The sequence below is a fragment of the Pseudomonas sp. 2822-17 genome (assembly GCF_002742485.1).
In the GTDB taxonomy this organism is placed as follows: domain Bacteria; phylum Pseudomonadota; class Gammaproteobacteria; order Pseudomonadales; family Pseudomonadaceae; genus Aquipseudomonas; species Aquipseudomonas cyclaminis.
Genome location: NZ_LJRZ01000447.1, coordinates 105682 through 123873 on the forward strand (window position 1 = coordinate 105682; position 18192 = coordinate 123873).

Sequence of the window (18192 nt, forward strand, 5' to 3'; positions counted from 1 at the left end):
AAGAAAACGTCATGCAAGTTACCGAAGTCTCCATTGCCCAATTGCGCGCTGCGCTTGAATCCGGCCAGACCACTGCCGTTGAACTGGTCCAGGCTTACCTTGCCCGGATCGAGGCCTACGACGGCCCGCAGACCGCTACCGCGTTGAACGCCGTGGTGGTGCGCAACCCCGAAGCGCTTAAAGAAGCCGAGGCGTCCGATGCACGCCGGGCCAGGGGCGAAACGTTGGGGCCACTGGATGGCATTCCCTATACCGCCAAGGACAGCTACCTGGTCAAGGGCCTGACGGCGGCCTCGGGCAGCCCGGCCTTTGCCAAGCTCGTCGCCCATCGCGATGCATTCACCATCGAACGCCTGCGCGCCGGTGGCGCTATCTGCCTGGGCAAGACCAATATGCCGCCGATGGCCAATGGCGGCATGCAGCGTGGCGTGTATGGCCGTGCCGAAAGCCCGTATAACGCTGACTACCTCACCGCGCCGTTCGCCTCCGGTTCGTCCAACGGCGCGGGCACTGCCACCGCCGCCAGTTTCGCAGCATTCGGCCTGGCGGAAGAAACCTGGTCCAGCGGGCGCGGCCCGGCGTCCAACAATGGCCTATGCGCCTACACCCCGTCCCGTGGGGTGATTTCGGTGCGCGGCAACTGGCCGCTGACGCCAACCATGGACGTGGTGGTGCCCTATGCGCGCACCATGGCCGACCTGCTGGAAGTGCTCGATGTGGTGGTTGCCGAAGACCCCGACACCCGTGGCGACCTGTGGCGCCTGCAAACCTGGGTGCCGATCCCCCGCGTCGCCGACGTGCGCCCGGCGTCTTACGCTGAACTGGCCGCGACGGCAGAGTCCCTCGCGGGCAAGCGCCTGGGCGTACCGCGTATGTACATCAATGCCGACCCCGACGCCGGCACCAGCGAAAAGCCCGGCATCGGCGGCCCGACCGGGCAACGGATCAACACCCGTGAGAGCGTGATCGACCTGTGGAAAGACGCCCGCACGGCGCTGGAAGCAGCGGGTGCCGAAGTGATCGAGGTGGATTTCCCGCTGGTGTCCAACTGCGAAGGCGATCGCCCCGGCGCGCCGACGGTGTTCACCCGTGGGCTGGTGTCCAAGGAATTCCTGCACGACGAGTTGTGGGAACTGTCCGCCTGGGCGTTCGATGACTTCCTGCGCGCCAACGACGACCCAACGCTCAACCGCCTGGCGGACGTGGACGGCCCGAAAATCTTCCCACACGACCCCGGCACCCTGCCCAACCGTGAAGACGACCTCGCCGCCGGCATGGACGAATACGTGCGCATGGCCCAGCGCGGCATCACACCCTGGAATGAAATCAGCACCGTGCCCGACGGCCTGCGCGGCCTGGAGCAAACCCGGCGCATCGACCTGGAAGACTGGATGGACAAGCTCGGCCTCGACGCCGTGCTGTTCCCCACCGTCGCCGACGTCGGCCCGGCCGATGCCGATGTGAATGAAGCCAGCGCGGACATCGCCTGGAGCAATGGCATCTGGGTGGCCAACGGCAACCTCGCCATCCGCCACCTGGGCGTACCTACCGTCACCGTGCCGATGGGCGTGATGGCGGACATCGGCATGCCGGTGGGGCTGACGTTTGCCGGGCGCGCCTATGATGACTCGGCGTTGTTGCGCCTTGCGGCCGCGTATGAGGCAACGGGCAGCAAGCGCCTGATTCCGCCGCGTACCCCGCCGCTGGCAGACAACTAACGGCTCACCCCGTGGGAGGGGGCTTGCCCCCGATAGCGGAGTGTCAGTCAAAGCTGCTCTAACTGAACCACTGCCATCGGGGGCAAGCCCTAATGCCGGTCAGTTAAGAGATAAAAGGGCAAAAAGTAACCTGTGGCGAGGGAGCTTGCTCCCGTTGGACTGCGCAGCAGTCCCATTTTTGGGGCCGCTTCGCGGCCCAGCGGGAGCAAGCTCCCTCGCCACAGGTACGGTGTTCGTCCTTAACTGACTGGCATTAGGGCAAGCCCCCTCCCACATTTTGATCTTCGGCGTGTCAGTTGCTTGGCTTTGTCTTAAAAGGTCGGCAGCACATTGCCGTGCTTATGGATGCTTGTCAGTGTTCCGCCGCTGCCACTCATCCACCATGTCACCCAGGGTCTTGGGGGTCTCGTTGCGAATCCACGCCATGAAGGGTCGGTCGAATTTGAAGCTCGGCCCGCAGTGCTCACACATGAAGCGGCGCACGTTCTGGGTGTTTTTGTAGTGCGCGGTCACGGGAGTGGCGCGGGTGATGGGGTCGCTGTGCCAGTCAAAATCCATTTTTTCGCTCGGGCAGGTGAGGTGTCGGCGCTAGCATAGCGATGCGCCTGTTTCCTAGGAAGCGCCAAAATCAGGCAACTCAAAGAACTCAAGGTGTTGGGACATCGTATAAGAGCGATCAATCTTAGAGGCCCAATAATTTCAGGATATTTCGAAATTTCACTTTCCATCGTCACAGGGAATATTGCATGGTTGTACGACGACTACAGCTGTCGTCTACATCCCCAACAACAATAAGGAAACATCCATGCAGAACGTCAAACTACTGATCGGTTTTCTATGCCTGTTCAGCGGCTACGTGGCCGCATCCCCTGCCGACAAAGACGTCGCCCAAGCAGTCGATCACCTGACCCAAGCCATGCTGCATAAAGACATCAAGCAGCTTCAGGCCCTGACCGCCGAGCAACTCACCTACGGCCACTCCAGCGGCAAGATCCAGAACAAACAGGAGTTCATCGCCGATATCGAGACCGGTCGCAGCGGCTTCAAGACCCTGGAAATGCAAAAACAGACCATCACCCTGCAAGGCGACACGGCGCTGGTGCGCAACCACTTTCACGCCCAGGCGGTGAACAGTGGCGTGGAAGTACCCACCGACATCGAAAACTTCCAGGTCTGGCAGAAACAGAAAGGCCACTGGCTATTGATCGGTCGCCAGGCGTTTAAATTCTGAAGGCAAGCGTAGGCTCACCACGCCACTACGCTGCGCACCTTGAGCAACGCTTCGCGCAGCGCCGGCATGTCCACCGAACCCAATGCCAGACGCAACGCATGGGGCACGTGGGCTGAAACGGCAAACGGCTCGGCGGTGGAGACGGAGACGCCCTCGCGCTGCAAGGTCATGGCGACTTGGTCAGCGCGGGCGTCTTCCGCCAAAGGCAGCCACAGAAAATACGATGACGGGTGGCTGGTGTAGGCCAGCCCCTTCAGCACCTGCGCTGCCAAGATTTGCCGAGCCTGGGCATCCTGGCGCTTTTGTGCTTCCAGTTGGGCGACGGTGCCGTCCTCGATCCAGGCCACGGCGATAGCACTCATCACGCCGGGCACGTTCCAGGTGGTGGCCATGATGGTGCGTTCCAGCGCCTTCATCCACGCAGCGGGCGCGGCGACAAACCCCACTCGCAGCCCGGTGGCGACACTCTTCGACAACCCGCCCACATACACCGTGCGTTCCGGCGCCAGGCTGGCCAAGGGCGGCGGTGCGTCCTCGGCCAGAAACGCGTAGGCCGCATCTTCGATGATCATCAGGTTGTGCTGGCGGGCGATGGCTACCAGTTGCTCGCGCTGCTCAATGCCCATCACCCAGCCCAGCGGATTGTGCAGGGTCGGTATACTGTACACCGCACGCACCGGGCGCTTGCCACACAGGTTGCGCAGAGCTGCCAGGTCCGGGCCGCTGGCGGTGACGGGAATCGGGACGATTTCAAGGTGCAGGGTCTCTGCCAGCACCTTGAACCCCGAATAGGTCAATGCGTCCACCGCGATCACATCCCCTGGCTTGAGCAACGCCATCATCGCCACCGCCAACCCATGCTGGGCGCCACTGACCACCAGCACCTGCTCGGCGGCCACCATCAGCCCCCGGCTCAGCAGGTGACGGGCAATGGTGGCACGCTCATGCAGGCGACCGGCGTGGGGTTGATAACGCAGCAGCGCTTCAAGGTCGCCGGACAGCGCCAACTGGCGCAGCGCGGTGCGCAGCAAGTCGGCCTGACCGGGCAGCGAGGGGTAATTGAAATTGAGGTCGAGCATGCCCGTCGCGATGGCCATCTGCCCACTGCCCTGCCCTGGCGGTAACGCGATCTCCCGCACGAAGGTGCCGCGCCCGGTTTCCCCACTGACCAGGCCCATGGCTTCCAGCTCGGTGTACACGCGGCTGGCGGTGACCAGCGCCAGGCGGTGGTCGGCGGCCAATTGGCGATGGGTGGGCAAACGCATGCCGGGGGGCATTTTCCCGCTGCGGATGTCTTCGGCAAACCTGTCGACCAGTGACTTGTAGCGGGCGCGGGGCATTGGCGGTGTATCCATGACAATTTTTTGATTGTCTTAATCTTCGATCCTAGGATGGGCGCCACGCAACTTTTCTTTTTCCGGACAGCCCTCATGGAACGTACGTCTCCCCTCAGCGCCCTGGACAGCAGCACTCAGGGTTGGATCAATGGCTTTATCGGCGTGGTGATTTTCAGCGGTTCACTGCCCGCCACGCGCTTGGCGGTCATGGAATTCGATCCGGTGTTTCTGACGATGATCCGCGCCGCCATCGCCGGCGCATTGGGGCTGCTTCTGTTGTGGCTGCTCAAGGCGAAACGCCCCGCACGCGGTCAGTGGGTGCCTCTGGTGATCGTCTCACTGGGCGTGGTGATCGGCTTCCCCCTGCTCACCGCCCTGGCCCTGCAATACGTGACCTCTGCGCACTCAATCGTGTTTATCGGCCTGCTGCCCCTGGCCACGGCGATATTTGGTGTACTGCGCGGCGGCGAGCGACCGCGGCCGGTGTTCTGGGTGTTTTCGATCCTGGGGAGTGCGTTGGTGATGGGTTATGCCTTGGCCCAAGGCTTGAGCGCGTCACCAGCGGGCGACGTGCTGATGCTGCTGGCCGTGCTGGTATGCGGATTGGGATACGCCGAAGGCGCGAAGCTGTCGCGCAGCCTGGGCGGTTGGCAGGTGATCTGCTGGGCGCTGGTGGTGTCGCTGCCGGTGGTGCTGCCGCTGAGCCTGATCCTTGCCCCGCCGCGTTTCACCGGCATCAGCCTCCCGGCCTGGCTGAGCCTGGGCTATGTGGCGCTGTTCAGCATGCTGATCGGGTTTGTGTTCTGGTATCGCGGCCTGGCTCAGGGCGGGATCGCGGCCGTCGGCCAGTTGCAGTTGCTGCAACCGTTCTTTGGCCTGGCACTGGCGGCGGGCCTGCTGCATGAGCAGGTGAGCCTGGGCATGGTACTGGTGACAGTGGCGGTGATCGGCTGCGTGGCCGGCGCGAAAAAGGTCGCCCGCTAGCGCTGCGGCGCGACCATTTTGAATTTGATATGGATGTCGTTGGACACCACTCTATTGCCGGCCCATTCACCTTCGCCGATCTTGAAATTGCCGCGATCAAGGATGAATTCGCCGTCGAACACGCCAATGCCATCCAGCTCCTTGAGCAGCACCTGCACATCAACCGGGCGCGTGATGCCCTTGATGGTCAGGTTGCCGCTGATCTGGAAGCGGTTATCCCCCAGAGCCTTGACCCCGGTGGACTCATACACGCCCAGCGGGTAGGTCGCGGTATCAAACCAGGACTCGCGTTGCAGGGTGTCATTGGTATCATCGCTGCCGGCGTCGATGCTGGCGAGCTGGATCTTGAGCAACGCATGCCCCGCTCCCGGCGCCTGCGTATCGAAGGTCAAGGTGCCTTCGAACTCCTTGAACGTGCCATACATCCGCTGCCCCAGTTGCTCGTAGGTAAAACTGATCTGGCTGGCGGTGTGGTTGACGTCCTTGTACTCAACGGCCTGGGCGCTGGCGATAAAACCAAGGGCTACGGCTAACATTCGACGCTTCATTCAATTCTCCGCAAAAAAAAGGACGTACCCCAACAGACGCATGTCCTGCTGGACAGCGTAGCTGCCCGTGGCCGTGAAGGCTGAACCTGGTCTACATTGATTGCCACCGCCAATCGAGGATTGCACCGATGACTCGTCTCACCGCGAAAGACTTTGCCCCCGAACTGCTGGAACTCTACGACGGCTACGCCCACGGCAAGATCAACCGCCGTGAATTTCTCGACCGTGCGGCGTTGTTCACCTTCGCGGGCATGAGCGCTGGCGCACTGCTCGCCGCCCTGAGCCCCAATTACGCCCTGGCCGAGCAAGTGAAATTCACCGACCCGGACATCGTCGCCGACTACATCACCTACCCCTCGCCCAAGGGCAACGGCACGGTACGCGGCTACCTGGTGCGCCCGGCCAAGGCAGCGGGCAAGTTGCCGGCGGTGGTGGTGGTGCACGAAAACCGTGGCCTGAACCCCTATATCGAAGACGTCGCCCGACGCCTGGCCAAAGCCGGCTTTATTGCCCTGGCCCCGGATGGCCTGACCTCCGTTGGCGGCTACCCCGGCAATGATGAAAAAGGCGTGGCACTGCAACAGACCGTCGATCCGACCAAACTGATGAACGACTTCTTCGCCGCCATCGAATGGCTGATGCACCACGACAGCAGCACCGGCAAAGTCGGCATCACCGGCTTCTGCTACGGCGGCGGCGTGACCAACGCGGCAGCGGTGGCCTACCCCGAACTGGGCGCAGCGGTCTCCTTCTACGGCCGCCAACCTGAGGCCAAGGACGTACCGCGTATCAAGGCGCCGATCATGCTGCACTTCGGCGAACTGGATACACGCATCAACGAAGGCTGGCCGCCGTACGAGAAAGCCTTGAAAGCGGCCGGCACAACCTATGAAGCGTTCATCTACAAGGGTGCCAATCACGGCTTCCACAACGACTCGACGCCGCGTTATGACGAAGCAGCGGCGAACCTGGCGTGGGAAAGAACGCTGGGCTGGTTTCGCAAATACCTGGCATGACCGGCGTTGCGGCGCGCCGGCCATGAGCATCTCCACCTCGTTGCCCCGCCGCCGTAGATACCGTCTTGACGCTCACCGGGCAAGCGCAAGGGAGAAATGTGTGCGGTATCTACGGGGTATCTTGTTCACCCTGGCGCCCTGGGTCAGTGCTCCAAAGCATACCGCCGACAATGGTTCAAATACCCCTGTTCATGACTCCCCACCAACTGCACCACACTGGTCCACAACCATGAGGGCGCATCCAATTCCCTCGACCGGTTCTCCTGCAACGTCGCCATCCACCCCTTGCGGGTCGCTCGGTCCATCTGCCGCGCATGAGCAACGCCAACCACCCGCGCCAGATAACCCGCGGCGTGCATAGCGTCAGTCTCGCTCAACTCATCGAGTTCCAACTTCATGTCCTGTGGCAGCAGTTCCCGAATAAAAAACCCGTGATCCAGAAACCGCGCCGCGACCATGCGTCCGCCCAGGCCCGGTGACAGCTGCCGCGCAGCTTCAACCACCCGGCGGCCATTATCCCTGGGCATCTTCGCCCGTGCGGCTCGGGGCGCAGCGGCGCCGACCGCCTCCTTGATGTCGATCAGGCAATATTCCTGATCATCCTTGTCGCCCACGCCGAGCAAGGCCGCGTAACGCAACAGACCCAGGGAGCTGCAGCCCTTGACCCAGTAAGCACAATCCAGGAGTTCGACCTTGGCGTCCTTGGGCCGACCTTTGAGCGAGGTGACCAATTGGTGGATCTCATCCGACGCACAGACGCCTTCCAGCGCGCTTTTTTCAGCCCGCGACAACGCCCAGAAATGCTTGCCCAGCGGGATGGTCGGCCGGGCGCTTTCGATGCGTTCGCGCGCCAGGTGTTTCCAGGTGCGCGCCACCGCGCTGCGCATGCCAGCCTTGACCTGGGACGGGCGTGGCGGTGCTTCGTCGGGCTTATCTTTGAAGGCCTGTTCGTAGCCCAGCATCATTTCTTCGAGCATGCGTGCGGTGGTCACACCAGGGAGGTCCGAGCCTCGCGCGGCGGTCGCCAGGGACAAGGCCAGGCGCACCAGGTCGTGGGCCGGGTTGCCGATCACAGCCTGGTCCAGGTCGCGGATATGCATATCGATGCGGCCTTGGTTGTCGCCGGTGGGACCCAGGTTTCCGGCATGGCAATCGCCGCAGATCCAGATCGCGGGCCCGTTGGGCAAACGACGCCCCGGCAAACTGTGCAGCCAGTCGTAGAACTGCACGGTACTGCCGCGTACATAGGCGTGGGCCGAGCGCGCCATCTTCAGGTTTCGCAGTTGGGTAAGGTGAGGCATACGAGCGGAGGGGCGCGGTGTTTTCATGGAATAACTCTGTACAGGTGTAGCGGTAGAGCGGCGCGCATCGGCGAATGTTTCATTATGTTTCTAAAATAGTCGTTACGCTGGCCTTTTCCGCTACAGCCAGGCAAGCGACGTCATCGTTTGCCCAGCGCTGGCGAACTGCCTATATTTGGCTCGCCCGCGCAGGGTCTTTTTTTTCGATCACTTTCATGGAAACCCTCTCATGCCCCTCTCTATGCTCTCCGGCATGCGCACTGTCACGGCGATAGCCGCCCTTCTCGCTGCCGGCAACTGCCTGGCCGCCACTGACCTGCAAGCGGTGGTGGACGCCAGTGTGAAGCCGCTGATGCAGCAACAGGCCATTGCCGGCCTTGTCGTCGGCGTGGTTCAGGACGGCAACGTGCAGTATTTCAACTATGGCGTCGCATCCCGGGAGACGCGGCAGCCCGTCAACGAAAACACCCTGTTCGAAATCGGTTCGGTCAGCAAAACCTTCACCGCCACCCTCGCCGGTTATGCAGCAGCCACCGGCAGACTCAAGCTGTCGGCCCCGGCCAGCGACTACCTGCCTGCGCTGGGCGGCGGCAAGTTCGACCACATCAGCGTGCTTAACCTGGGCACCTACACCGCCGGAGGCCTGCCCCTGCAATTTCCGCCGGAGGCCGACAACAACCAGCACATGATCAGCTACTTCCAGCAGTGGAAACCCGACTTCGCCCCTGGCACCCAGCGGTTGTATTCCAACCCGAGCCTGGGCCTGTTCGGTTACCTCGCGGCGCAGAGCCTCAAGCAGCCGTTCGACCAGGCGATGGAAAAGACCCTGCTGCCCAAACTCGGGCTCAAGCACACCTTCGTCAAAGTGCCGACAAGCCAGATGAACCTGTACGCCCAAGGCTACGGCAAGGATGGCAAGCCGGTGCGCGTCGGCCCCGGCGCCATGGACAGCGAGGCGTACGGCATCAAGACCAGCGCTTCGGACCTGCTGCGTTATGTGCAAACCAACATGCGCCCCGCGAAGCTGGAAACCGCCGTGCAACAGGCAATCGCCATCACTCATACCGGCTACTACACCGTCGACGGCATGACCCAGGGCCTGGGCTGGGAAATGTACCCCTACCCCATCACGCTCGATGCGTTGATTGACGGCAACTCCACACCCATGGCCATGGAACCGCACAAGGTCAACTGGCTAACGCCGGCGCAGGCGCCCCATGCCAACACCCTGGTGAACAAGACCGGCTCGACCAACGGGTTTGGTGCCTATGTGGCCTACGTGCCGAGCAAGGGATTGGGGGTGGTGATCCTGGCGAACAAGAACTACCCGAATGCGGAGCGGGTGAAAGTGGCCCATGCGATCTTGAGTACGCTGGATCACTAAAGCCTGGCACAAAAAGAACGGGGGGCGACGACGTTACTCGGCATACGCCCAGGTCATCCGAAACGACGCCCCACCCCATTGCGAATCCACCACGTGCACCTGCCCGCCGTGCCACTGGGACACTCGCTGCACCAGCGCCAGGCCCAGGCCGAAGCCGCCGGTGCGGCGGTCGCGGCTGGCGTCCAGGCGCATAAACGGCTGGAAGATTTTCGCTCGACCGTCCTCGGGCACACCGGGGCCGTCGTCGCACACCCGCACCTCATAACCGTTGCCGAATTTGATCAGCGACACGTCCACGCGGTGCTCGGCGTAACGGATGGCGTTGCGCAGCAGGTTGATCACCGCCCGCGCCATGAAGCGCGGTTCGATCTGGATCACATCCACCTCACAGGCACGCAGCGACAACTGGATGCCCGCCGCTTCAGCTTCCAGCGCGACGCTGCCGATCACGCTGTCGAGCCAGCTGTGGGCTTCGATGGGCTCGCGGGTGACCTGGGTCGCACCGCGCTCCAGGCTGGCGTAGGTCAGCAGTTCGGAGACCATTTCTTCCAGTTCGCCCAGGTCGGCGTACATATCGGCGATCAACTCGCCGCGTTGACGCGGATCGGCCTGCTGCTTGAGCTGGTCGAGTTCGAACGACAAGCGCGCAATGGGCGTGCGCAGCTCATGGGACACCGCGTTGGTCAGTTCGCGCTGGTTGGCGATCAGGCTCTCGATGCGCTCGGCCATTTGATTGAAGTGCCCGGCCAATTCGCGCACGGTGGAACGGCGCGGCAGCAGGATGCGCGAGCCGAGGTCGTTGTCGCCAAAACGTTGCGCGGCCAGGCGGATGTGCTCCAGATCACGCCAGTGCGGGCGCACCCAGAAATACAGCACCACCGCGAGGCACAGGCCCAGCAGGCTGTAGGCCCACAGGTACAGCCATTTAGGCTCTTCGGGGAGTTTGATTTCGAGCAGTTGCGGGCTGCTGTCGATACGGGCAATGAACTCCATGAAGTCACCGCGCACCACCAGGCGCCCGTCTGCCAGCAATTGTTGTTCACGGGGGCTCAGGGCCAACTCATCACGATGAACCAGCTTGAGCAGCAAGCCGTAATGGGGCTGCAGCTCGGCCAGCCGCGCCGGGCGGGCATCGGTCGGCAGCAGGCGCAGTTGTTCCACCAGGCCATACGCCGGGCCGCGCATGGCTTCGCGGTTATAGGTTTCGTTGGCTTCGGGCAGCAGCTCATCGAAGGTGTAGTTGACCAGCCAGATCGCCCCCGCCAAACCGAGCGCCAGGATGATGTACAGGCGCATGTACAAGCGCAGCATCTAGACCTCCCACGCGAACGGATTGAACAGATAACCCTTGCCCCAGATAGTCTTGATGCACACCGGTTCGCGGGGATTGTCGTTGAGCTTGCCGCGCAGTTTGCTGATGTACACGTCGACGCTGCGGTTAAGGCCGTCGAATGCAATGCCGCGCATGCGGTTGAGAATGTCATCGCGAGAAAGGATGGTGCCGGCGTTGCTGGCCAGCAACCACAGCAGTTCGAATTCCATGGTGGTGAGGTCGATCTTGTCGTCACCCAGACTGACCATCCGGCAACTGCGGTCGATGGCCAATCGACCGAATGCCAGCGCCCCGCGCACGGTCGGCTCCGGCAGCTGGCGACGTTGCAGCGCGCGCAGGCGCGCCAGCAGCACCGGCGGCTTGATCGGTTTGATCACGTAGTCATCGGCGCCGGATTCCAGGCCGAGGATATGGTCCAGGTCATCCTCCTTGGCGGTGAGGATGACGATGGGGGTGTCGGAAACGCTACGAATCCCGCGGCACACCTGCAGGCCGCTCTGGCCCGGCAGCATCAGGTCGAGTACGACGATTTTCGGCTTGAACGCCAGGAACGCCGCCAGGGCTTCATCGCCTCGGTGCACCACACGGGGCTCGAAGCCATGCTGTGATAAAAAATGCGCGATCAGCCCCGCCAGCTTTTCGTCGTCCTCAATGAGCAGAACCTTACCCTGACCCAGGTTTTCCATACGTTCTCTGTGTGCGCACGCGGATTGAAGAGCGCGCATTATAGGTGGCAAGCTGGGCAACTGAAGCATTCAGCCGGCCGCTGCCACGCAAGCTTCATGTTATTAAGAGTTTTTTACAAATAGCCCGCACTCTTTAACGCCATTCACAGGGAGTTGTATGCGCAAGGATTACCTGGCGTTCTTTGTTTCGCTGTTTCTGTCGCGCCTGGCGGACCAGATCCTGCTGTTTATCGTGCCGCTGATCGTCTTCCAGACCACCCGAAGCGTGTCGTGGGCAGGCCTGGCATTTTTTATCGAATCGCTGCCTCGCTTCCTGGCCTTCCCGGTGTGCGGCGCCCTGTGCGACAAGTATTCGCCGGTACGCATCCTGCACATCAGCCAGGCCTACCGGGCGTTGGCGTGTGTGCTGGCGGTGGCACTGTACGGGATATTCGACGGTATCTACTGGCTGGTGCTGCTGTCTGCATTGTGCGGCGTGCTGACCACCCAAGGCATCATGGCCCGTGAGGTGCTGATGCCGCATATCTTCAAGCACTACACCTACACCAAGACCTTGTCCTATTCACAAATCGCCGACCAGAGCGGCCTGGTGCTGGGCCCGCTTGTGGCAGCGCTGATGCTCGAAATATGGCCTTGGCATTGGGTGGTGCTGGGTGTCGGCGGGCTGTTTGTGCTGGCAGACCTGACCATGCTGATCTGGCAACGCACTACCACGGTGAGCCTGCAAAGCCATGCACAGCACCGTGACATCTGGTGGCAGCCGCTGCGCATTGCCTTCGGGCATATCCGCAGCCTGGCGGAACTGAAGCGGGTCATTACCCTCGCTGTCGGCGTGAACCTGTTGATTGGCGTGACACTGGCCACATCGGCGGCAATGGTTACGGGCCAATATGCCGCCAGCAAGGATACCTACGCCCTGCTGCAAGCTGCCGGCGCGGTCGCCACCATCGTCATCCTGTTTTACCTGGCACGCTCGTCATTGGCGCTGAAGGTCATGGGCGGGCTGTCGTATTCAACGATTGCCGCAGGGGCGTTGATCATGGCGGTCAGCCCGACCTTGTGGGGCTACACCTTGGGTTTCCTGCTGGTCACCGGTTTCGACAAGATGTTCAACGTGTACCTGCGCAGCACCCGTCAGCGGGTGATTCCGGCGCAGGACTTCGGTAAGACGGTGGGCGTGATCACCTTGCTCAATAACCTGCCGCAACCCTTGGCAGGGCTGATGATTGCCGTACTCGCAGCCCCACTTGGCACGCAAACAGTGATCCTGCTACTGACGGCGATCACCACCTTGCTCGGCGTGGCCGTGGCGTCAGGCTGGCACGCCACTGTGAAAGCGGAACTCGACGTCAGGTGACTCGATCAATTCCTGCTCGGCCGCTCTGACCCGCTCGATCACCTGGGCAATATCCTTGGCGTCGCCGTACTGATAAGCCAGTTTCAAGTAACCCTGGAAATGCCGCGCCTCGCTTTTCAGCAGGCCGAAGTAGAACTTGCTGAGTTCTTCGTCCAAATGCGGCACCAGCGCTTCGAATCGCTCGCAACTGCGCGCTTCGATAAAAGCGCCGACCACCAGAGTGTCCACCAGCTTCACTGGCTCATGACTGCGCACAACCTTGCGCAAACCCGAGGCATAGCGGCTGGCGTGCAACTGGCGCAGTTCGATCTTGCGCTTTTTCAGCAGGCGCATGACCTGCTCGTGGTGCACCAGCTCTTCGCGGGCCAGGCGCGACATCATGTTGATCAGGTCGACATGGCCGTGGTACTTGGCGATCAGGCTCAGGGCGGTGCTCGCGGCTTTGAATTCGCAGTTCTTGTGGTCGATCAGCAGGGTTTCCTGGTCGGCCAATGCAGCCTGGACCCAGGCGTCAGGGGTGCGGCAACCGAGGAATTCGTGGATTTCTGGCAGGTTCATCGGGCTCACGGGCAAAAGGATCACAAAAGGCCGGCGATTATACCGACCACGCCGCAGACCACCAGCCACTGGCCTTGATGTGCATCAACATGACGGCTGCCGGGCAGCAACTATAGTTACCCCACGCCCACTCTTTTGGAGTTCCCCACCATGCAAGCCATCCGCAGCATCCTGGTGGTCATCGAGCCCGAGCATTCGGAGAGCCTGGCCCTCAAGCGCGCCAAGCTGATCGCCGAGGTCACCGGCGCGCACCTGCACTTGCTGGTCTGCGACAAGAAACATGAGCATTCGGCACTGCTGAGTCTGCTCAAGGCAGGCTTGCAGGAGGATGGCTACAGCGTCACCACCGAGCAGGCCTGGAATGACAGCCTGCATGAAACCATTATCGACGTGCAGCAGGCCAAGGGCTGCGGCCTGGTGGTCAAGCAACACTTTCCCGACAGCCCGCTGAAAAAGGCGCTGCTGACGCCGGGGGACTGGAAGCTGCTGCGGTACTGCCCGAGTGCGGTGCTGCTGGTCAAAACGGCTACGCCGTGGGCAGACAGATTGATCATGGCGGCGATTGATGTGGGCAACACCGATGGAGAGCACCGTTCGCTGCATGACTCGATTATTGAACATGGCGTTGATATCGCCCGCCTGGCCAAGGCGCAATTGCATGTGATCAGCGCCCATCCATCGCCAATGTTGTCGGCAGCGGACCCGACGTTCCAGCTAAGGGAAACCATAGCGGCGCGTTACCGAGATCAGTGCAAGGCGTTCCAGGCTGAATTTGATATCGACGACCACTACCTGCATATCGAGGAAGGCCCGGCGGATGTGCTGATTCCCTTTGCCGCGCATAAATGGGAAGCGGCCGTCACCATCATCGGTACCGTGGCGCGCACCGGCCTTACCGGGGCGTTGATCGGCAATACGGCAGAGGTAGTGCTGGATAAGGTCGAGGGGGATGTACTGGTACTCAAGCCCCAGACGTTGATGGATCATCTGGAAGAACTCGCCACCAAACCCTGAGACGCTGAAGCTCCCACATTTTGATCCGCGTTATCAGTCTGGTAGCGCGTCTCTGAGGAAACCGGGCGCGATATAGCGCTGGTAATGGGCCTCGGAAAGGATAAAGAATTCACGGTCAATCGCATCGCGCAGGTCCGGCAAGGCCCAATCACGAAACTCCGGCAACAGCACCATGCCGTACGCCTCCAGGTTATTGATGACCCGCGCGCCACGGGCAATCAACTGATAAGCCCAGCAGTACTCGGACTGGTGCGGCACGAAGCGGATCTTGCGCTGTTCCAACTGACCGCGCAGGGTCTTGGGGTCGAAAATCTCCAGTTTGCCGGCCATCACCTGCACCAGCAGTTGCTCCAGACGCAGCCAAACCGCACGTTTTTGCTCTTCGTTGTAGCCATTCCACAGGATCACTTCGTGGTGGAAGCGCTTGCAGCCACGGCACACCAGGTCGCCGTAAACCGTGGAGCACAGGCCGACGCAGGGGGTCTTGATGGTTTGGTTGGGCATGGGCGACAACACACAAATCAGCGAAACAGTGCGCCATGTTAGCCCTTTGTCTAAGGTTGATCACCCAGCAAACTTGCCATGGCAACTTACCTTTAGAAATTTTTTGCCGTAGAATCATCCGGCCTTGTAAGGCGCCAATAATCCGCTGGAAGCTGTTTTCAAAGCGTCACGAGCACAGTCGTTCCTTCAGAACGGTGTTGGCGCGGGTTTGACCCCGGTAGGTCAAAAACCGCGCCAACCCTCATCAGCTCCGTTCTGCAGGCGTAAAACTTTGAAAGCAGCTTCTGTGAGGAATGCCGGCAGCGCTGGCTTTGCGGCCCAAAAAGCCCCCGAGCGCATGCGTGCCGTTCATTTCTGGATGAGCGTCCCGTGGGACCACTGATGAGGGTAATAACTGTGCTTGAAGCCTACCGCAAACATATCGAAGAGCGTGCAGCCCTGGGTATTGTTCCCCAGCCGCTTAACGCCGAACAAACCGCAGGCCTGGTCGAGCTGCTGAAAAATCCTCCGGCTGGCGAAGAAGAATTCCTCGTTGACCTGATCACCAACCGCATTCCACCAGGTGTTGACGAAGCTGCCTACGTCAAGGCCGGTTTCCTGTCTGCCCTGGCCAAGGGCGAAGCCACTTCCCCCCTGATCGACAAGAAACGCGCTGTTGAACTGCTTGGCACCATGCAAGGCGGCTACAACATCGTGACGTTGGTCGAGCTGCTGGACGACGCCACGCTTGCGCCTGTCGCTGCCGCCCAACTCAAGCACACCCTGCTGATGTTCGATGCGTTCCACGACGTGGCCGAAAAAGCCAAGAACGGCAACGAGCACGCCAAAGGCGTTATCCAGTCCTGGGCTGACGGCGAATGGTTCCGCAACCGCCCTACCCTGGCCGACAAGATCAGCCTGCGCGTGTTCAAGGTCACCGGCGAAACCAACACCGACGACCTGTCCCCTGCGCCTGATGCCTGGTCCCGTCCAGATATCCCGCTGCACGCCCTGGCCATGCTGAAAATGGCTCGCGAAGGCATCGTGCCGGACGAGCAAGGCAAGACTGGCCCGATGAAGCAGATCGAAGAGATGCGTGGCCAAGGCTTCCCGATCGCCTACGTCGGTGACGTGGTCGGTACCGGTTCGTCGCGTAAATCGGCGACCAACTCGGTATTGTGGTTCTTCGGCGACGACGTTCCTTACGTGCCGAACAAGCGCGCCGGCGGCTTCTGCTTCGGCAGCAAGATCGCTCCGATCTTCTACAACACCATGGAAGATGCCGGCGCACTGCCGATCGAATTCGACGTTACCAACATGAACATGGGCGACGTGATCGACCTGTACCCCCATGCTGGCAAAGTCTGCAAACACGGCACCGACGAAGTCCTGACCACCTTCGAAATGAAGACCCCGGTATTGTTGGACGAAGTCCGCGCCGGCGGCCGTATCCCGCTGATCATCGGCCGTGGCCTGACCGACAAGGCTCGCGCCGAACTCGGCCTGGGCCCTACCGACCTGTTCAAGCTGCCTGAAGCGCCTGTCGACACCGGCAAGGGTTTCACCCTGGCGCAGAAAATGGTCGGCAAGGCCTGCGGCCTGCCGGAAGGCAAAGGCGTTCGTCCAGGTACGTACTGCGAACCGAAGATGACCACCGTGGGTTCCCAGGACACCACCGGTCCGATGACCCGTGACGAACTGAAAGACCTGGCGTGCCTGGGCTTCTCGACCGACCTGGTGATGCAGTCCTTCTGCCACACCGCGGCCTATCCAAAGCCGATCGACGTGACCACCCACCACACCCTGCCTGACTTCATCATGACCCGTGGCGGCGTATCGCTGCGCCCAGGCGACGGCATCATCCACAGCTGGCTGAACCGCATGCTGCTGCCGGATACCGTCGGTACCGGTGGTGACTCCCACACCCGTTTCCCGATGGGCATCTCGTTCCCGGCCGGTTCCGGCCTGGTCGCCTTCGCCGCAGCCACTGGCGTAATGCCACTGGACATGCCGGAATCGATCCTGGTGCGCTTCAAAGGCAAAATGAAACCTGGCATCACCCTGCGTGACCTGGTTCATGCCATTCCTTACTACGCGATCCAATCGGGTCTGCTGACTGTAGAGAAGAAAGGCAAGAAGAACGCCTTCTCCGGCCGCATCCTGGAAATCGAAGGCCTGAACGACCTGACGCTGGAACAGGCTTTCGAGCTGTCCGACGCCTCGGCCGAACGTTCGGCTGCCGGTTGCACCATCAAGCTGTCGAAAGAGTCCGTCACCGAGTACCTGAACTCCAACATCACCCTGCTGCGCTGGATGATCGGCGAAGGCTACGGTGATCCACGTACCCTGGAACGTCGTGCCCAAGCGATGGAAGCCTGGGTTGCCAACCCAGAGCTGATGGAAGCCGATGCCGACGCGGAATACGCCGAAATCATCGAGATCGACCTGGCCGAAATCAACGAGCCGATCCTCTGCGCACCGAACGACCCGGACGATGCTCGTCTGCTGTCGAGTGTTGCTGGCGAGAAGATCGACGAAGTGTTCATCGGTTCGTGCATGACCAACATCGGTCACTTCCGCGCTGCCGGCAAGTTGCTGGAACAGGTCAAGGGGCAGCTGCCAACCCGTCTGTGGCTGTCGCCGCCGACCAAGATGGACGCTCACCAACTGACCGAAGAAGGCTACTACGGTATCTACGGCAAGGCTGGCGCGCGTATGGAAATGCCGGGCTGCTCGCTGTGCATGGGTAACCAGGCACGTGTAGAACCGAACTCGACCGTTGTGTCGACCTCGACCCGTAACTTCCCGAACCGTCTGGGTGATGGCGCCAACGTCTACCTGGCTTCGGCTGAGCTAGCGGCAGTGGCCTCTACCCTGGGTCGCCTGCCGACCGTCGAAGAGTACATGGGCTACGCGGCGAAACTGGACACCATGGCCAGTGACGTCTACCGCTACCTGAACTTCGACCAGATCGCTGAGTTCCGCAAGATCGCAGCAAGCGCCAACATACCGGTGATTCAAGCCTAAGGTGTTGATGTGAAAAAACGCCGCGTATCGCAAGGTACGCGGCGTTTTTTTATGCCTGGAATACGATCTTCATAACACTGAAAAGCAAATGTGGGAGGGGGCAAGCCCTAATGCCGGTCAGTTAAGAGATAAAGGGGCAAAAAGTAACCTGTGGCGAGGGAGCTTGCTCCCGTTGGACTGCGCAGCAGTCCCATTTTTGGGGCCGCTTCGCGGCC

16 protein-coding genes are annotated in these 18192 nt (G+C 61.3%); 8 read left to right on the top strand and 8 right to left on the bottom strand.

Features of this window, described 5'->3' with window-relative positions:
• Positions 1–11 precede the first annotated feature (11 nt).
• Entirely contained in the window at positions 12–1718 is a 1707-nt protein-coding gene (locus AOA60_RS16490; RefSeq protein WP_099585348.1) for an amidase, read from the top strand.
• Between the two features lie 339 nt (positions 1719–2057).
• Here the strand turns inward: AOA60_RS16490 and AOA60_RS16495 are convergent, their stop codons facing one another.
• Entirely contained in the window at positions 2058–2276 is a 219-nt protein-coding gene (locus AOA60_RS16495; RefSeq protein ID WP_099585349.1) for a DUF6434 domain-containing protein, read from the bottom strand.
• Positions 2277–2523: 247 nt separating this feature from the next.
• Between AOA60_RS16495 and AOA60_RS16500 the strand changes: the two genes are divergently transcribed.
• Positions 2524–2949: a nuclear transport factor 2 family protein gene (locus AOA60_RS16500; protein ID WP_099585350.1), complete on the top strand. Its 426-nt coding sequence runs from the start codon at positions 2524–2526 to the stop codon at positions 2947–2949.
• Positions 2950–2963: 14 nt separating this feature from the next.
• Here AOA60_RS16500 and AOA60_RS16505 read toward each other — a convergent pair whose 3' ends face one another.
• The gene (locus AOA60_RS16505; protein ID WP_099585351.1) at positions 2964–4289 is read right to left on the bottom strand and encodes a PLP-dependent aminotransferase family protein; all 1326 of its coding nucleotides are present in this window, start codon (positions 4287–4289) and stop codon (positions 2964–2966) included.
• Between the two features lie 90 nt (positions 4290–4379).
• Here AOA60_RS16505 and AOA60_RS16510 point away from each other — a divergent pair, with 90 nt between their 5' ends.
• Positions 4380–5270 carry a DMT family transporter gene (locus tag AOA60_RS16510; RefSeq protein ID WP_099585352.1) on the top strand — a complete coding sequence of 297 codons (891 nt, stop codon included), beginning with the start codon at positions 4380–4382 and terminating at the stop codon, positions 5268–5270.
• Here AOA60_RS16510 and AOA60_RS16515 read toward each other — a convergent pair.
• Complete coding sequence (locus tag AOA60_RS16515) at positions 5267–5818, bottom strand: YceI family protein (protein ID WP_099585353.1); 552 nt, start codon at positions 5816–5818, stop codon at positions 5267–5269. The genes AOA60_RS16510 and AOA60_RS16515 overlap by 4 nt on opposite strands.
• Before the next feature lie 128 nt (positions 5819–5946).
• Between AOA60_RS16515 and yghX the strand changes: the two genes are divergently transcribed.
• Complete coding sequence (gene yghX, locus AOA60_RS16520; RefSeq protein WP_099585354.1) at positions 5947–6834, top strand: YghX family hydrolase; 888 nt, start codon at positions 5947–5949, stop codon at positions 6832–6834.
• A gap of 143 nt (positions 6835–6977) precedes the next feature.
• Here the strand turns inward: yghX and AOA60_RS16525 are convergent, their stop codons facing one another.
• Positions 6978–8162: a DUF2252 family protein gene (locus tag AOA60_RS16525; RefSeq protein ID WP_099585355.1), complete on the bottom strand. Its 1185-nt coding sequence runs from the start codon at positions 8160–8162 to the stop codon at positions 6978–6980.
• Between the two features lie 202 nt (positions 8163–8364).
• On the opposite strand from AOA60_RS16525, the gene ampC reads away from it, so the two are divergent.
• Positions 8365–9519, top strand: coding sequence for a class C beta-lactamase (gene ampC / locus AOA60_RS16530; protein WP_178075370.1), 1155 nt, complete (start codon positions 8365–8367; stop codon positions 9517–9519).
• Between the two features lie 33 nt (positions 9520–9552).
• On the opposite strand, the gene AOA60_RS16535 is transcribed toward ampC, so the two are convergent.
• Positions 9553–10830: an ATP-binding protein gene (locus tag AOA60_RS16535; protein ID WP_099585357.1), complete on the bottom strand. Its 1278-nt coding sequence runs from the start codon at positions 10828–10830 to the stop codon at positions 9553–9555.
• Positions 10831–11538, bottom strand: a complete 708-nt coding sequence (locus tag AOA60_RS16540) for a winged helix-turn-helix domain-containing protein (RefSeq protein WP_099585358.1) — start codon at positions 11536–11538, stop codon at positions 10831–10833. It abuts the gene before it with no gap.
• A gap of 157 nt (positions 11539–11695) precedes the next feature.
• Here AOA60_RS16540 and AOA60_RS16545 point away from each other — a divergent pair, with 157 nt between their 5' ends.
• Complete coding sequence (locus tag AOA60_RS16545) at positions 11696–12895, top strand: MFS transporter (protein WP_099585359.1); 1200 nt, start codon at positions 11696–11698, stop codon at positions 12893–12895.
• On the opposite strand, the gene AOA60_RS16550 is transcribed toward AOA60_RS16545, so the two are convergent.
• Entirely contained in the window at positions 12851–13453 is a 603-nt protein-coding gene (locus tag AOA60_RS16550; RefSeq protein WP_099585360.1) for a tRNA-(ms[2]io[6]A)-hydroxylase, read from the bottom strand. The two genes, AOA60_RS16545 and AOA60_RS16550, sit on opposite strands and share 45 nt — an antisense overlap.
• 150 nt (positions 13454–13603) lie before the next feature.
• Here AOA60_RS16550 and AOA60_RS16560 point away from each other — a divergent pair, with 150 nt between their 5' ends.
• Positions 13604–14467: a universal stress protein gene (locus AOA60_RS16560; protein ID WP_099585362.1), complete on the top strand. Its 864-nt coding sequence runs from the start codon at positions 13604–13606 to the stop codon at positions 14465–14467.
• A gap of 33 nt (positions 14468–14500) precedes the next feature.
• Here the strand turns inward: AOA60_RS16560 and AOA60_RS16565 are convergent, their stop codons facing one another.
• On the bottom strand, positions 14501–14971 hold the full coding sequence (locus tag AOA60_RS16565) for a DUF1289 domain-containing protein (RefSeq protein WP_099585363.1): 471 nt from the start codon (positions 14969–14971) through the stop codon (positions 14501–14503).
• Positions 14972–15367: 396 nt separating this feature from the next.
• On the opposite strand from AOA60_RS16565, the gene acnB reads away from it, so the two are divergent.
• Positions 15368–17977, top strand: a complete 2610-nt coding sequence (acnB, locus tag AOA60_RS16570; protein ID WP_099585364.1) for a bifunctional aconitate hydratase 2/2-methylisocitrate dehydratase — start codon at positions 15368–15370, stop codon at positions 17975–17977.
• Positions 17978–18192 lie beyond the last annotated feature (215 nt).

Coding starts and splice junctions, on each gene's coding strand:
- AOA60_RS16490 (WP_099585348.1), top strand. CDS start 12: ATGCAAGTTACCGAAGTCTCCATTGCCCAATTGCGCGCTGCGCTTGAA.
- AOA60_RS16495 (WP_099585349.1), bottom strand. CDS start 2,276: ATGGATTTTGACTGGCACAGCGACCCCATCACCCGCGCCACTCCCGTG.
- AOA60_RS16500 (WP_099585350.1), top strand. CDS start 2,524: ATGCAGAACGTCAAACTACTGATCGGTTTTCTATGCCTGTTCAGCGGC.
- AOA60_RS16505 (WP_099585351.1), bottom strand. CDS start 4,289: ATGCCCCGCGCCCGCTACAAGTCACTGGTCGACAGGTTTGCCGAAGAC.
- AOA60_RS16510 (WP_099585352.1), top strand. CDS start 4,380: ATGGAACGTACGTCTCCCCTCAGCGCCCTGGACAGCAGCACTCAGGGT.
- AOA60_RS16515 (WP_099585353.1), bottom strand. CDS start 5,818: ATGAAGCGTCGAATGTTAGCCGTAGCCCTTGGTTTTATCGCCAGCGCC.
- yghX (WP_099585354.1), top strand. CDS start 5,947: ATGACTCGTCTCACCGCGAAAGACTTTGCCCCCGAACTGCTGGAACTC.
- AOA60_RS16525 (WP_099585355.1), bottom strand. CDS start 8,162: ATGAAAACACCGCGCCCCTCCGCTCGTATGCCTCACCTTACCCAACTG.
- ampC (WP_178075370.1), top strand. CDS start 8,365: ATGCCCCTCTCTATGCTCTCCGGCATGCGCACTGTCACGGCGATAGCC.
- AOA60_RS16535 (WP_099585357.1), bottom strand. CDS start 10,830: ATGCTGCGCTTGTACATGCGCCTGTACATCATCCTGGCGCTCGGTTTG.
- AOA60_RS16540 (WP_099585358.1), bottom strand. CDS start 11,538: ATGGAAAACCTGGGTCAGGGTAAGGTTCTGCTCATTGAGGACGACGAA.
- AOA60_RS16545 (WP_099585359.1), top strand. CDS start 11,696: ATGCGCAAGGATTACCTGGCGTTCTTTGTTTCGCTGTTTCTGTCGCGC.
- AOA60_RS16550 (WP_099585360.1), bottom strand. CDS start 13,453: ATGAACCTGCCAGAAATCCACGAATTCCTCGGTTGCCGCACCCCTGAC.
- AOA60_RS16560 (WP_099585362.1), top strand. CDS start 13,604: ATGCAAGCCATCCGCAGCATCCTGGTGGTCATCGAGCCCGAGCATTCG.
- AOA60_RS16565 (WP_099585363.1), bottom strand. CDS start 14,971: ATGCCCAACCAAACCATCAAGACCCCCTGCGTCGGCCTGTGCTCCACG.